Origin of the sequence: Methylophaga lonarensis MPL (genome assembly GCF_000349205.1) — a bacterium.
Classification (GTDB): domain Bacteria; phylum Pseudomonadota; class Gammaproteobacteria; order Nitrosococcales; family Methylophagaceae; genus Methylophaga; species Methylophaga lonarensis.
In genome coordinates, this window is the sequence record NZ_APHR01000006.1 from 29,764 (window position 1) to 44,423 (window position 14,660).

The 14,660-nt window shown below is 49.4% G+C and carries 17 protein-coding genes; 14 read left to right on the plus strand and 3 right to left on the minus strand.

Features of this window, described 5'->3' with window-relative positions:
- The first annotated feature begins 9 nt into the window (after nucleotides 1-9).
- Genes MPL1_RS01385 through der form a run of 3 tightly spaced genes read left to right on the plus strand, consistent with a single transcriptional unit; the run spans nucleotide 10 to nucleotide 3,237 of the window.
- A complete protein-coding gene (locus MPL1_RS01385) occupies nucleotides 10-651 on the plus strand; it encodes a YfgM family protein (protein ID WP_009725342.1) in 642 nt (213 codons plus the stop codon).
- Complete coding sequence (bamB, locus tag MPL1_RS01390; protein ID WP_009725343.1) at nucleotides 623-1,813, plus strand: outer membrane protein assembly factor BamB; 1,191 nt, start codon at nucleotides 623-625, stop codon at nucleotides 1,811-1,813. The genes MPL1_RS01385 and bamB overlap by 29 nt, the downstream gene beginning before the upstream one ends.
- A gap of 5 nt (nucleotides 1,814-1,818) precedes the next feature.
- The gene (gene der, locus MPL1_RS01395; RefSeq protein WP_009725344.1) at nucleotides 1,819-3,237 is read left to right on the plus strand and encodes a ribosome biogenesis GTPase Der; all 1,419 of its coding nucleotides are present in this window, start codon (nucleotides 1,819-1,821) and stop codon (nucleotides 3,235-3,237) included.
- Between the two features lie 13 nt (nucleotides 3,238-3,250).
- On the opposite strand, the gene MPL1_RS01400 is transcribed toward der, so the two are convergent.
- On the minus strand, nucleotides 3,251-3,589 hold the full coding sequence (locus MPL1_RS01400) for a hypothetical protein (RefSeq protein ID WP_009725345.1): 339 nt from the start codon (nucleotides 3,587-3,589) through the stop codon (nucleotides 3,251-3,253).
- 145 nt (nucleotides 3,590-3,734) lie between these two features.
- Between MPL1_RS01400 and MPL1_RS13995 the strand changes: the two genes are divergently transcribed.
- The 7 genes from MPL1_RS13995 to fabB all read left to right on the plus strand — a co-directional run bounded on the left by MPL1_RS13995 (nucleotide 3,735) and on the right by fabB (nucleotide 11,157).
- Nucleotides 3,735-4,679, plus strand: coding sequence for a cysteine peptidase family C39 domain-containing protein (locus tag MPL1_RS13995; protein WP_235045493.1), 945 nt, complete (start codon nucleotides 3,735-3,737; stop codon nucleotides 4,677-4,679).
- A 41-nt stretch (nucleotides 4,680-4,720) separates the two neighbouring features.
- Nucleotides 4,721-5,890, plus strand: a complete 1,170-nt coding sequence (locus tag MPL1_RS14000; RefSeq protein ID WP_235045494.1) for an ATP-binding cassette domain-containing protein — start codon at nucleotides 4,721-4,723, stop codon at nucleotides 5,888-5,890.
- A 4-nt stretch (nucleotides 5,891-5,894) separates the two neighbouring features.
- Entirely contained in the window at nucleotides 5,895-7,226 is a 1,332-nt protein-coding gene (locus MPL1_RS01410; protein WP_009725346.1) for an HlyD family type I secretion periplasmic adaptor subunit, read from the plus strand.
- Between the two features lie 25 nt (nucleotides 7,227-7,251).
- A complete protein-coding gene (locus MPL1_RS01415; protein WP_235045495.1) occupies nucleotides 7,252-7,890 on the plus strand; it encodes a response regulator transcription factor in 639 nt (212 codons plus the stop codon).
- Nucleotides 7,891-7,965: 75 nt separating this feature from the next.
- The gene (locus tag MPL1_RS01420) at nucleotides 7,966-9,273 is read left to right on the plus strand and encodes a TolC family outer membrane protein (protein WP_009725348.1); all 1,308 of its coding nucleotides are present in this window, start codon (nucleotides 7,966-7,968) and stop codon (nucleotides 9,271-9,273) included.
- A gap of 135 nt (nucleotides 9,274-9,408) precedes the next feature.
- A complete protein-coding gene (fabA, locus tag MPL1_RS01425; protein WP_009725349.1) occupies nucleotides 9,409-9,924 on the plus strand; it encodes a 3-hydroxyacyl-[acyl-carrier-protein] dehydratase FabA in 516 nt (171 codons plus the stop codon).
- A gap of 9 nt (nucleotides 9,925-9,933) precedes the next feature.
- Nucleotides 9,934-11,157 carry a beta-ketoacyl-ACP synthase I gene (fabB, locus tag MPL1_RS01430; RefSeq protein WP_009725350.1) on the plus strand — a complete coding sequence of 408 codons (1,224 nt, stop codon included), beginning with the start codon at nucleotides 9,934-9,936 and terminating at the stop codon, nucleotides 11,155-11,157.
- Between the two features lie 32 nt (nucleotides 11,158-11,189).
- On the opposite strand, the gene MPL1_RS13760 is transcribed toward fabB, so the two are convergent.
- A complete protein-coding gene (locus MPL1_RS13760) occupies nucleotides 11,190-11,363 on the minus strand; it encodes a hypothetical protein (RefSeq protein ID WP_009725351.1) in 174 nt (57 codons plus the stop codon).
- A 68-nt stretch (nucleotides 11,364-11,431) separates the two neighbouring features.
- Here MPL1_RS13760 and MPL1_RS01440 point away from each other — a divergent pair, with 68 nt between their 5' ends.
- From MPL1_RS01440 to MPL1_RS01455, 4 genes are all read left to right on the plus strand, one after another.
- Nucleotides 11,432-12,199, plus strand: coding sequence for an alpha/beta fold hydrolase (locus MPL1_RS01440; RefSeq protein ID WP_009725352.1), 768 nt, complete (start codon nucleotides 11,432-11,434; stop codon nucleotides 12,197-12,199).
- Nucleotides 12,192-12,542: a nucleotide pyrophosphohydrolase gene (locus MPL1_RS01445; protein WP_009725353.1), complete on the plus strand. Its 351-nt coding sequence runs from the start codon at nucleotides 12,192-12,194 to the stop codon at nucleotides 12,540-12,542. Before MPL1_RS01440 ends, MPL1_RS01445 begins: the two co-directional genes overlap by 8 nt.
- Before the next feature lie 112 nt (nucleotides 12,543-12,654).
- Entirely contained in the window at nucleotides 12,655-13,512 is an 858-nt protein-coding gene (gene purU / locus MPL1_RS01450; RefSeq protein ID WP_009725354.1) for a formyltetrahydrofolate deformylase, read from the plus strand.
- A gap of 39 nt (nucleotides 13,513-13,551) precedes the next feature.
- On the plus strand, nucleotides 13,552-14,325 hold the full coding sequence (locus tag MPL1_RS01455; protein WP_009725355.1) for an SDR family oxidoreductase: 774 nt from the start codon (nucleotides 13,552-13,554) through the stop codon (nucleotides 14,323-14,325).
- 21 nt (nucleotides 14,326-14,346) lie between these two features.
- Here MPL1_RS01455 and MPL1_RS13675 read toward each other — a convergent pair.
- The coding region (locus MPL1_RS13675; protein ID WP_009725356.1) for a DUF4870 family protein at nucleotides 14,347-14,660 on the minus strand (314 nt) is incomplete at its 5' end.

The window sequence follows — 14,660 nt, forward strand, 5'->3', positions numbered from 1 at the left end:
GGAGTAACGATGGATATCTACGCATCGGATGAAGAAAAAGCAGAAGAAATCAAACGATGGTGGCGAGAAAACGGCCTTTCAGTATTGATGGCTGTCCTCTTAGGTGTTGGGGCATTTTTTGGTGGCCGCACCTGGCTTAACTACCAACAGATGCAATCGCACAATGCTGCCAACATCTATCAGCAGGTCGTGGTATTGCTGGCGGAGGATCGCCTTGAAGAAGCCGAAATGGGCGCTCAGGAGCTGATCAATAATTTCAGACGCACACCCTATGCCAGTTTTGCTGCTGTAGAAGTGGCGGCAAAAGCCTCTGACGAGGGTGACTGGGCGATGGCAGAGCAGTACCTTCAGTGGGCTGCCGATAATGCAAAACCAGAAGGTTATGCTGAAATCGCCAGGCTGCGACTGGCCCGACTGAAATTATCAGAAGGCGATTATCAGGCTGCACTGGATATTGTTTCCAAAGCAAGCCTGGACAGCTTTGCATCTCTCTACCACGAACTTGAGGGCGATATTCATGTCGTCATGGGTAATAAACAACAGGCTCAACAGGCTTATCAGAGAGCACTGACACTGTTGGCTGTGGGGGAACCTCGCCAGAATATTCTGGAAATGAAACTTGATGATGTGGCTGCAGCGAATGAGAGCTAATTGGGTTTATGGCATAGCAATTGCCATTTTATTGTCTGCATTGACTGGCTGCGGTACGGTCAGAAACTTTTTTGCAGAAGAGGCTTATGAGGCTCCGCCTGCAGAGTTGACGGAATTTGAAGCAGAAATCGAGCCGAAAGTGATTTGGTCAACCAGCACGGGTGCCGGTGTCGGAGATGACTACTCCCTTAATCAGATATGGATCAACGACGGCAAGGTCTTTTCAGTTGACCACAAGGGCGTAGTCAGCAGTCATGCTGCAGACTCAGGCCGACGTTTATGGCGTGTGAACCTTCGGGTGCCTGTTGTCACTGGTATTGGTGGTGGAGAGGGCATGGTTCTGGTCGGTACCCAAGGCGGCGAAGTTATTGCTATGACACCAGAAAAAGGCGAGATCCTGTGGCGTCGCACGCTGACCAGTGAAGTCTTGGCTCCACCGACCGCTGCCAACGGCATCATTGCTGTTAGAACTGCTGATGGTAGAGTCAGTGGTCTTGCCGCTGAATCTGGAAACGTACTTTGGACACATCAACGTGCCGTTCCGTTACTGAGCTTGCGCGGTGTCAGCGCCCCGGTAATTGCGGGTAGTGTGGTTATTGCCGGTTTTGACAACGGCAGACTGGTTGCGCTTGCCAGCCGAGATGGCAGCATTGTCTGGGAAAACACCCTGGCAGTGCCCAGTGGCAGAACCGAGCTTGAGCGCTTGGTTGATATTGATGGTGACCCTAAAGTCATCAACGATGTTGTCTATGCCGTATCGCATCAAGGTAATGTTGCTGCTATCTCGCTCGGCACTGGTCAGAATTACTGGACACGAGAAATGTCTTCTCGCAGAGGTCTTGATGCTGCATATGGTGAAGCTGTATACATCAGCGATGACACTGGATACGTCTGGGCCATTCAGGACGGCTCAGGTGATTCACTGTGGCGACAAACTCGTCTGCTGAGACGAAATCTGACGGCGCCTGTTGTGGCTGGTGATTATGTCGTGGTCGGTGATCTGGAAGGCTATCTTCACTGGATAGCAAGAGACGATGGTCGTTTTGTCGCAAGACAGCAAATCAGTCGACGTTCAGCAATTCGTAGCCAACCGCAAGTTATTGATGGCGTGCTTTATGTATCTGTGACTGACGGCACAGTTGCTGCGATAAGGATTCCTTAGTCCCAATGAAGCCTGTAGTTGCCTTGGTAGGCAGTCCAAATGTCGGCAAGTCGACCCTATTTAATCGATTAACGCGCACCAGAAATGCGCTGGTTGCTGATTATGCAGGACTGACCCGTGATCGCATCTATGGCAATGTAGATGAAGAGAATTGTCGCTTTATCCTGATAGACACTGGTGGTCTGACCGAGCAGACTGACAATATGGCTGAGTTGATGCGCAAGCAGGCCCGCTTGGCGATTGACTCGGCAGATTTGATTCTGTTTGTTGTCGATGGCCGAGCAGGAATGAGCGCAGCAGATCAAAGTATCGCGAGCATGCTCAGGCAGGACGGCAAAGATGTCTTGTTGGTCATCAACAAAACTGAAGGCGAGCACAGGGATATAGTCGCGGCCGAGTTTTTTGCACTGGGTCTGGATACGCCACAGGTTATTTCGGCTACTCAGGGTCGTGGCATCAGCGAGCTGTTACAGCGCATCAGTTCCAAAATACCCTCAGTCACTCAGGAAGCCTCAGAACTTGAAGCCAATGATGATGAAATTCGACTGGCGGTGCTGGGCAGACCCAATGTCGGTAAATCGACACTGATCAATCGTTTACTGGGTGAAGAACGGGTTGTTGCTTTTGACGAGCCAGGAACCACCAGAGACAGCATCCACATTCCATTTGAGAAAGATGGTGTTCAGTACACACTGATTGATACGGCGGGTGTCAGACGGCGTTCCAGAGTTTCGGAAACCCTGGAAAAATTCAGTATCCTCAAAACACTGCAGGCGCTCGAAGATGCCAACGTCGTGATGTTGGTGTTAGATGCTCATGAGGGCATTGTCGATCAGGATTTGCACCTTGCCGGATTGATCGTTGAGAGTGGTCGGGCCTTGGTTATTGCGGTCAATAAATGGGATGGACTGGACAAAACAGAACGTGAATGGGTGGCCGCCAATATTGAAAGACGGCTGCCATTTTTGTCTTACGCCAAAACACACTTTATTTCGGCATTACATGGCAGTGGGGTGGGGCTGTTACTGAAATCAGTTCGCTTGGCGTATCAATCTGCCATGACCAAAACCCCGACTTCCAGATTGACCCGAATTCTTGAAGATGCCGTAGCGGATCATCCGCCGCCTCTGGTGCATGGTCGCCGCATAAAATATCGTTATGCGCATCTTGGTGGTAAAAATCCGCCAAGAATTATCATTCACGGTAATCAGACCGAAGCAACACCAGACAGCTATCGTCGTTACCTGGAGAATTTTTTCAGAAAATCATTGAGGCTTGATGGCACTCCGGTGATGATTGAATTTAAAACAGGTGATAACCCTTTCCGCGAGCGACGGGGAGTATCACCTGCTGCGGCAGTTAAAAAGCCTGCTGCCAAAACGCGTCCACCAAGACGCAAATTACCACCCAAGAAGCAGCGTTAAACAGCGCTTTTCCTCAGAAAAGATCCTGTTCTTCATCCATAAGGTTTTCCAAAGCTTGCAAGCGAGAGCGCACGTGTTGTCGCTGAGTGAGCTTTTGTTGTGCGGCTGCGGGCAAGTCGGTAAACAGAATGACGCCTTTGTCGATCAGCGTTTCAATCAAGTCCTCCAATACCCGTATCATGGCGGCATCACTACTGCTCAGGATGGTTCTGGCTGAATCTGACTGGGCTGATTCTCCCAGAAAGGCGATAAGTTCTGATGAGTTGAGTGAGAGGAACTCATTGGCATCCGCTTGAGGACTGTCAAAAATTTGCAGGATCTTGCCTGTCGAATCTCGTTTTACGTATGCCATCTGAACGGTCCATGGATTGTTTAATGAGTACTTCTTAGCTAATGTAGATGCGTAACTGTTTACAGTAAAGTAAAAAACTGTGAAACTCATCACATTTTTGTACGGGGTCATCACGTAGGCAATGGACAGTGGTCAGGATAACAATTTGAATAGCCAGCATTCATGGCAGGCAGAGAATGGTATCCACACTGCGGACGATCCCTTACTGGCATGTCTGACGATTCTGTCAAAAATGCTCAACAAGCCCCATAGTGCAGAGTCATTAGTCGCGGGTTTGCCACTGGTTGATAATAAACTGACGCCAGGTTTATTCAGTCGTGCTGCAGAACGTGCCGGGCTACGCTCCAAAGTCGTCAAACGGCCGCTAAAAAAAATCTCCAATCTGGTACTGCCCGCAGTGCTACTGCTGAGTAACACCACGGCATGCATTTTACTGGAAACAAAAGGCAAAACTGCCAGAGTGATCTTTCCAGAGACCGATGGCGCCGAAACTGAAATTCCATTGAAGCAACTCGCTGAGGAATACAGTGGTTATGCCATTTTTATCAAACCGGCCCAGCAGTTCGACAAACGCACCCAAAACAGCGTAATACCCAGGACAAGTCACTGGTTCTGGGGCACCATCATGCGCTTCTGGCCTATATACAGCGAAGTATTTGTGGCTTCTATTCTGGTCAATATGTTCGCCTTGGCCTCACCGCTATTCATCATGAATGTCTATGATCGTGTGGTGCCCAATCACGCGCTTGAAACATTGTGGGTATTGGCGATTGGTGTGGGCACGGTGTTCACCTTTGAGCTGCTGCTGCGAACACTGAGAGGCTACTTCATCGACAGCGCCGGTAAAAAAGCGGATGTCATTTTATCTGCAACCATTTTTGAGCGTGTACTGGGCATCAAGATGTCGGCTCGCTCCAACTCTGTGGGCGCATTTGCCAATAATTTGCATGAATTTGAATCGTTCCGGGACTTTTTTACCTCGGCGACCCTGACCACGCTGATCGATCTGCCCTTTGCGTTTCTCTTCATCCTGGTGATTTGGATGCTGGCAGGTGATCTCGCTACATTCCTCTGGCTGCGATCCCGCTGACGATCCTGATTAGTTTTATTTTTCAAATCCCGCTCGGCAGGGTGATTCGGCAATTATTCAGACACTCGGGGCAGAAGAGTGCCACCTTGATTGAGACCTTGACAGGGCTGGAAACCATTAAAAGCCTGGGGGCGGAAACACCAGTGCAGCGCAAATGGGAACAAAATATCGGCTTTATCGCCAAGTTCAGTCAGCGGGCGCGCTTGTTATCGTCAACGGCGGTCAATCTGACAACATTCATTCAGCAAATGACAACCATTGCTGTGGTGGTTTACGGGGTCTTTTTGATTACCGAAAACGAAATTACCATGGGGGCGTTGATTGCCAGCACCATTCTGACAGGCAGAGCGCTTGCCCCGATGGGGCAGTTGGCCAGCATCCTGGGTCGTTACCATCAATCAAAAGCGGCTTTACATTCGCTCAATACCCTGATGAATCTGCCTGTAGAAAGACCTAATGGCAGAGAGTTTCTGCACCGGGAAGCCTTTAAAGGTGGGCTGCAATTCAAAGAAGTGACTTTCCGTTATCCGGAACAGCCGATTGATGCCTTGAGCAATGTTTCGTTTCGTATCGAGCCGGGTGAAAAAGTCGCTATCATCGGCCGTATTGGTTCTGGCAAGAGTTCAATTGAAAAACTGATACTGGGTCTGTATGAACCCAATGCAGGCGCTGTCTTACTGGACGGCACTGATTTGAGACAGATCGATCCCGTCGACCTGCGGCGAAGTGTTGGTTACGCGCCACAGGATGTTGTCTTGTTCTATGGCAGTGTTCGCGACAATATCGCCATTGGTGCGCCTTACGCAGACGATCAGGCGATACTCAAAGCAGCCGAGCTTGCCGGTGTAACGGAATTTGTCAATCGACATCCGTCCGGGTTTGATATGCAGGTAGGTGAGCGAGGTGAAGGACTCTCTGGAGGGCAACGGCAGAGCATTGCGGTGGCCAGAGCCCTGTTGATGGATCCACCTATGCTGGTATTGGATGAACCGACAAACGCCATGGATAACAGTACCGAAGAACGTTTCAAATCCAAACTCACGCAAGTACTCGAGAATAAAACGCTGTTGCTGGTGACGCACCGGGCCTCCCTGTTGAGTCTGGTGGACAGAATAATCGTTATGGATCAGGGCAAATTGGTGGCCGATGGGCCAAGGGAACAAATCATGACCGCACTGAAGAGCGGCCATATTCGGGTATCCAAGGGGTAATCTGATGGCCTGGTTCAGACGCAGTCATCCTGATGATGTGGAATTTATGTCCGAGGTCAGTGCGGCGACGATGGAGTCGACGCATAGCGCAGGACATCTTTTACTGTTTGTCACCCTGATTTTTTTCATCTTTGCTGGCTGGTGGGCCAGTGTGACCGAGCTTGATGAAGTGACAAGAGGTGAAGGTCGCGTCGTGCCATCGAGCCGCTTGCAAGTTATTCAAAATCTTGAAGGCGGTATTGTGGCTGAAATTACCGTTGCCGAAGGCCAACTGGTCGAACAGGGCGAAGTGTTGCTGCGTATTGACGACACGCGTTTTGCTTCATCCTTCAGGGAGAGCCAACTGAAGTACTGGGAGTTGTTATCCAGAACAACGCGACTGGAAGCAGAGGCTGAAGGAATTCCACTGGTTTTGCCAGAGGAGCTGGTTATGGCACAACCTGCACTGGCTGCCAATGAGCAGGCTTTGTATCGCTCAAGGCAAGTCGAGCTTAATGACAGCATTCAGGTTTTGCAGCAACAAATACAACAACGTAATCAAGAGCTGGTCGAGCGGCAGGCAAGACAGGAGCAGCTGACGCGCAGTTATGAGCTCAGTAAGCGTGAACTGGACATGTCTGAACCATTAGTCGCGCAAGGTGTGCTTTCTGAAGTTGAACTGTTGAGATTACGAAGAGTTGTCAATGATCTTGAAGGGGAAATGGAAGCTAACCGTCTGGCGATTCCCAGAATTCGCTCGGCGCTGAATGAGGTTCGCCAAAAGATCGAGGAAACAAACTCACGGTTCAGAGCCAATGCTGGCAATGAACTTAGTGAGGTGCGTGCAGAACTGGCCAGAACCCAGGAATCGATTCTGGCGCTGGAAGATCGTGTGACTCGCACCAATGTTCGCGCGCCAGTGAGAGGCACAATCAAGCAACTCAAGGTCAACACGGTAGGGGGGGTAGTGCAGCCTGGTATGGACCTGGTTGAAATCGTACCAGTGGAAGACAACCTGCTGGTTGAGGCTCAGATAAGGCCGGCAGACATTGCTTTTTTGAGGCCGGGCCAGAATGCCATGATTAAATTCACAGCCTATGACTTTTCAATTTACGGTGGTTTGCCCGCAACGCTGGAGCGCATCAGTGCTGATACCATCACGAATGACAGGGATGAAAGCTTTTATCTGATTTACTTGCGCACAGATAAAAATTATATTGAACGCAACACCGAGCAACTTGAGATTATTCCCGGTATGACAGTGGGAGTAGACATCATGACAGGTAAAAAAACGGTCCTGGATTATTTGATGAAACCAATCCTCAAGGCCAAAAACGAAGCGCTGAGGGAGCGATAGGTGAGCATGACAAATGGATTCGTACGTGACTGAAAAAGCATCATTATTTCAGATAATGCCAGATGCGCTATTACAGCAGATGGCGGAGGTAGACAGTTTTGCCCAGTGCTATGAGACGGTCAGTTTTGAATCGATTGATAGTCTGCTCAGAGCGATTGATCGTGAACCCGCATTGTTGGTCTGTCATCAAGAGTCAATCGGCAACGGTCAGAAACAGCTGCTGAACGAAGTGCGTGCCGCCAGTCCCAACACACGGGTACTGGTCATCGGCGAAAAGCAATCAATGCAAGTTCAAATCGAAGCGCTCAAGCAAGGGGCGCGTGGCTACTTTGATCAAACCATGCCAATTAGCAAATTGCATGAAGCCTTACAGTTGATCCTCAGAGGTGAAGTCTGGGTTGAAAGGCATGTCATTTCCGGGCTGATTGATGATATTTGTCTCAAGCCACAGGTGGACAAACAAAAAGTTCAGGCGGTGAAAACCTTGTCGCCTAAAGAGCTTGAAGTTGCAGAGTTAGTGAGTCACGGTGCAACCAATAAGATGATTGCCCGACGAATGGATATCACTGAACGAACTGTCAAGGCCCATTTGACAGCAATATTTCAAAAGCTTGGAATTGCCGATCGACTATCTTTAGCGATACTATTTAGAGACTTACGGTAGAAATGTCAGCTAACTCTCTAATTTTACTTATGCTATGCTCGGCCTAAAATAAAACAGATACACCGGAGTCACAACATGCTTGCTACCTACACATTACCTATACTGCTGTCCATTCAGCCAGTCTTTGCAAATACATTGCAAGAAGCGGTCAGCAATACAATAGCCACTAATCCATCTGTTCTGGCAGCAGCCAATGAACGCGAGGCCGTCAGGCAAGAGATTAGTCAGGCTAGAGCGGGTTATTTACCGTCTGTAGATTTAGCCGTCGGAACGGGCTGGGAAAGAACCAATAATCCGAGTACCAATGGCAGTGTCAGTCGTAATCGAGATGAAGCAAGCATCCAGTTGAGACAAATGCTGTTTGACGGGCTTGCCACACCGAATGAAGTCAAACGTCATACGGCACGCACGGACTCACGTTCTTATGGTGTGTTTAGCGTCGCAGAAAACACCGCACTTGATGCAGTGCTTGCCTATCACAATGTATTACGACAGCAGACACTGGTTGAGCTTGCCCAAACTAACCTTGAGGCGCATCAGCGCACGCATGATCAGATCACGCTCAGAAGCGAGCGAGGCGTTGGCCGCGGCGCAGACATGGAACAAAGTTTGAGCCGCTTGGCACTGGCTCAAGCTAATCTGGTTGCAGAGCAGAGTAACCTTCGTGATGCTGAAACTGCATATCTGAGAGTTGTTGGTGTGGCGCCCACATCATTGACATTACCTGAATCCCCGGTCGCCATGATTCCTGGCAGTGTCGATGAAGCGGTAAATCAAGCGATTAACAACCATCCAACACTCAAAGCTGCCTCATCTGATGTTGAATCAGCCCATGCCCAACATGCCACGGCCCGTGCTCCATTCATGCCCCGAGTGGACTTTGAAGTTCGTAGCCGCCATGACCACAATATTGATGGCGCAAGAGGCAGAGACAAGGACATGCAGGCAATGCTTCGTCTTCGTTACAACCTGTTGAGCGGTGGCCGTGACACTGCCAGACGTCAGGAAACTGCCTATCTGATCAACCAGGCTGCCGAAATTCGCAACAACACCCATCGCCAAGTCGAAGAGAGTGTTCGACTGTCATGGAATGCCATGGAAAATGCCAACAGCCAGTTAAGTTATCTGCGTCAGCATGTTGAGGCGGCAGAAAAATCACGTGATGCCTACCAGCAACAATTCAATCTGGGCCAACGTACTCTGCTTGATTTGCTGGATTCTGAGAACGAAGTATTCCGGGCGCGTATTGCGCATACCAATGCCCAGTATGATCAGCTGTATTCGCATTACCGAATCATGAACAGCATGGGAATGTTGCTGGAAAGCTTGAATGTTCCAGCGCCTGATACGGCGGTCGCTATCAGCGCTCAGAATCAGAACTGAGTTACTGTTTTTAATCTGCAGCCACGATTCAACGAATCGTGGCTTTTTTATGACCTGAATCATGACTGAGCTTCGATGTTTCTCCGGGTTCATGATATTATGGTCGGCCCATTTCAGGGGTTTTAAGAAGGTTTCATGAGCAAGCAATCATCCTTTACTTACGAAGAGCTATTGCAATGCGGACACGGCGAGATGTTCGGTCCGGGCAATGCTCAACTTCCTGTCCCCAACATGCTGATGATGGATCGCATCACCCATATAGCCAATACTGGCGGTGCCTATGGTAAAGGTGAAATCATTGCCGAACTTGATATCAAACCAGACCTTTGGTTCTTTGATTGTCACTTCCCAGGCGATCCTGTGATGCCGGGATGTCTGGGGCTGGATGCAATGTGGCAGCTGGTGGGATTTTTTCTGGCCTGGGATGGAAATCCCGGAAGAGGTCGTGCTCTGGGAGCTGGAGAAGTCAAATTTACTGGCCAGGTATTACCCACAGCAAAAAAAGTCACTTACCGGATTGACCTGAAGCGTGTTATCGCTCGCAAACTGGTGTTGGCAATTGCTGATGGCACAGTGTCTGTTGATGGCAGAGATATCTACACCGCCAAAGATTTGCGTGTAGGTCTGTTTACTTCTACTGATGATTTTTAGGATATCGTTATGAGACGTGTGGTCGTTACTGGCCTCGGGATCACTTCCTGTTTGGGGCTGGATGCACAAACTGTTACAGAATCGCTGCGATTAGGCCGTACAGGCATACGATTCAAACAAACTTATGCAGATATGGGCTTTCGCAGTCATGTTGCTGGAACGGTAGATATCGATCTGAAAGAGCATATTGACCGCAAGGTTCTGCGCTTTATGGGTGATGCCGCGGGTTATGCCTTTATTTCCATGCAGCAGGCGATTGCCGACGCTGGCCTGACTGAAGCAGATGTCTCCAACCCTCGCACGGGTCTGGTGATGGGCTCTGGCGGTGCTTCATCCTCGAATCAGGTGGAAGCCGCAGATGTGCTCAGAGAGAAAGGCTTGAAAAGAATCGGCCCATATCGAGTGACTCAGGTCATGGGCAGTACGACTTCTGCTTGTCTTGCCACGCCATTCAAAATCAAAGGTGTTAACTATTCGATGTCTTCAGCTTGCGCCACCAGCGCGCACTGCATAGGCAACGCGATGGAGCAGATTCAGCTGGGTAAACAGGACATTGTGTTTGCTGGTGGTGCTGAAGAAGAACACTGGTCAATGAGCTCCCTGTTTGACGCTATGGGTGCGCTGTCGACCAAATACAATGAGACACCTGAGAAAGCTTCACGGGCCTATGATGCTGAGCGTGATGGCTTTGTCATTGCCGGTGGTGGCGGTGTTCTGGTATTGGAAGAATACGAACATGCCAAAGCTCGTGGGGCAAAAATATATGCAGAATTAACCGGTTACGCCGCAACTTCTGATGGCTACGACATGGTAGCCCCGTCAGGTGAAGGGGCGGAAAGATGTATGAAACTGGCCATGTCGACGATGCGTGCCGGCAGTATTGACTACATCAATGCCCATGGCACCAGTACACCGGTAGGTGACTTGGCCGAATTATCAGCCATCAAAAAAACCTTTGCTGGAAAACAGCTGCCCTGGATTGGCTCTACTAAATCACTTTCAGGTCATTCACTGGGCGCGGCTGGCGTGCAGGAAGCGATTTACAGCTTGCTGATGATGCAGGAAGACTTTATTGCAGCGTCTGCCAATATTGAAACACTGGATCCAGAAGCAGCAGATATGCCGATTGTGTTACAACGACGCGATAGCGCCAATTTGCAAGCGGTGCTGTCAAACAGCTTTGGATTTGGTGGTACCAACGCCTGTCTTGTATTCGAGAAGCTCGCCGACTAAATCAAAAAAGCCACTGAAAAGTGGCTTTTTTTTTATTGTTCCAGATCGGCGTCGGTAATCGGACCGCGCTTGCCTGATAATGCTTCCTGCATTAGTGCGACCAAGCGTTGTTTCTTGTCCTCGTCATCGAGATGAGCCGAACTGAAAGTTATGCCAAAACGATCTGCATACTGCTTGACCATTGCCAGCAAAATGCTTTCATCCATCACCATATTCTCCGGGGGTCTTATACAATCTGGCATTATAGCCCGATAGCGTATGAGATAGTTCTACCATGCAAAGATTGTTTTATCAGATCACAGGTAGTGGTCGACCCTTGCTGATTGTTCATGGCCTGTTTGGTTCATCAGATAATTGGCGTGCGGTCACCAAGGCCTTGTCAGAAAAACGGCAGATTATTGCTGTGGATTTGAGAAATCACGGGCGCTCTTTTCACCATCAGGATCAACATTACCCCCAGATGGCTGAAGACATTGAGCGCGTTGTTGATGAGTTGGGGATTGAGGAAATCGATCTGCTGGGGCATTCAATTGGTGGCAAGGTTGTCATGCAATTTGCCAGACAACATGCCCACAGGGTCAGGCAAATGGTAGTGGTCGATATTGCGCCGAGACAATATCCGGATAAGCACAGCTGGATATTCAAAAGCCTGTTGTCACTTAACCTTGATCAGTACCAGCAGAGAAGCCAGCTTGATGCTGCATTGGCCAGTGACATCAAAGATGCTGCTGTACGACAGTTCCTGTTGATGAATGTGGAAAAGAATGAAGAGGGCAGCTTACGCTGGCGCATTAACTTGCAGGCCTTGTTCTGCAACTATGCGGCGCTTCTCAGTAGTGTCGAGCCTGAGCAGGCACTGGATGTGAAAAGCTGTTTCATTGCTGGCGGTCGTTCTGACTATATTTCAGAGGCCGACAGGCAGTTAATTCGTCAATGTTTCCCTGATTCGGAGTTCACAGTCATTGACGAGGCTGGACACTGGGTGCATGCCGAAGCCCCTAAAGCTTTTTGCCAGGTAGTGGAGCAATTTCTGGATGATTGATAAAGACTTGCTAGAACAATTAATCGCGTTTCGCCGCGAACGCGACTGGGAGCAGTTCCATCGACCCAAGGATTTGGCAATTTCCCTTTCCATTGAGGCTGCCGAGTTACTGGAGTGGTTTCAATGGCGCACTGATGACGAAATCAGCCAGATGCTCAGTTCTGACAAGCGACAGCAGCTGGAAGATGAAATTGCCGATGTTGCTGTTTATCTCACCTATTTGAGCCACGATCTGCAGATTGATCTAGATGCGGTAATTGCCAACAAGCTGAAAAAAAATGCGGCTAAGTATCCGGTTGATAAGGTCAGGGGACGGGCAGACAAGTACAACGAATATTCATAATTTACAGAAAACGACACAAGGATGAACTTCCGGCTTTGCTGATGATCAAAGGGCAGCAAATCAATGTATTTCTTAATATTTCTATCTATCGACAACCATTGGACAGATTGGCATGAGTGCAATTGTATTTTTGATTCAGTGCAAGGACCAGAAGGGCTTACTTGCAGGCATTAGTAGTTTTTTTGCTGAGCGTGGCTTTAACATTCTGCATTGCCAGCAGTACACCGATGTTGAGCAAGGTCAGTACTTTATGCGACTCAAGCTCGAAGATCACGGCGACATGCCCCGAGCCACCCTGGAACAGGAGTTTGCAGCTTTTGCCAGTCAACTGAAACTGGTCTGGTCGGTCCGCTACACCAATGTGCCATACCGGGTGGCCCTGCTAGTCACCAAGGCATCTCATTGTCCTTATGATTTGCTGCTCAGGGAGCTGGAAGGGGAGCTGAAATGCGATATTCCGCTGATCATTGGCAACCATGCTGATCTTGAGTCAATGGCTAAACAGTTCAACAAACCTTTCTATCATCTGCCCATTACTCCTGAAACCAAACAGGCTCAAGAGCAACAAATAAAAAACCTGCTTGCCGAATATCAGATTGATCTGGTTGTGATGGCGCGTTACATGCAAATTCTTTCAGAGCAATTTGTTGAAGAATTCCGGGGAAGAGTGATCAATATTCATCATGGATTCCTGCCGGCATTTCAGGGCGCAAAACCCTATCACCAAGCCTATGAGCGTGGTGTCAAACTGATAGGCGCTACGGCGCATTACGCAACGGCGGAACTGGATGAGGGCCCCATCATTGAACAGGATGTGGAAAGAGTCATGCACGACAATAGCCCTGAAGATCTGGTGATGATTGGCAAAGATATCGAGCGATTGGTTCTGGCAAGAGCCGTCAAGGCGCACATCGAGCACAGAATTATTATCAGTGGCCGTCGCACTATCGTGTTTTCTGAGGGCGCATAAGCCTATCGAACTAACTTTTTGTAGATAACTGAGGTAGCAATGACAGCACAGTCTCCACGCGTAATTCTGATAACTGGTGCCACAGCGGGCTTTGGTGAGGCCTGTGCCCGCCAGTTTGCAGCGGCCGGTTGGCGTTTAATTTTGACCGGCAGACGTTTGGAAAAACTGCAGCAACTGCAGTCAGAGCTGGGAGGCGCTGAGCAAACCCATATTGAAGCTTTTGATATCAGTGATCGTAGCGCTTGTGAAGCAATGTTCGAACACTTGCCTGAGGGCTTTGCTGAGGTTGATGTATTGCTCAACAATGCTGGCCTTGCTTTGGGGTTGGAACCAGCCTGGCAAACCAGTCTGGACGACTGGGAGCGTATGGTGGATACCAACATCAAAGGCTTGATGTATATGACACGATTGATATTGCCCCGAATGCAACAGCGAGCCAATGGTTATATCATCAATGTCGGTTCAGTGGCCGGCAACTGGCCATACCCCGGCGGTAATGTTTATTGCGCCAGCAAAGCCTTTGTCAGACAGTTTTCACTGGCTTTACGGGCAGATCTGTTGGGGACGGCAATCCGTGTCACCAACATTGAGCCGGGTAATGCCGAAACAGAATTTTCGATGACTCGATTCAAGCAGGATAGCTCGCGAGCGCAGAGCGTCTATCGCGATACAGTGGCTTTATCGGCAAAGGATATTGCAGATACCGTCTGGTGGCTGGTTAATACACCGGCACACGTCAATGTGACCACCATGGAAATCATGCCAACACAGCAAGCTAACGGACCGTTTGCCATCTTCCGTGCCGATAGCTAGACGCCGCCAGCCGGGAGACGGCTAGAAAAGCAGTGTGGTCGGATCTGGATGTGGTGTTTTGGTTTTCAGCAGCTTGTAGGCACTGACACAGCGCACAATCAACCAGATTGCCCAGGTGGCCAGTATCAGAAATCCGATACCACCCATCGACATGGTCATCCAGCCTGCAATCAGCAGTAACAGGGTTATCCAGAAAGTACGAATCTGAAATTCGTAATGGGATTTGAGCCAATCAGGCGCCTCTGCTTTGTGGGTATAGGCGACGACGACACCTATCAGCGTCAGCAGGTAGATGATAATGCCTGCCATATAGAAGATGTAAGACCAGATCCGTA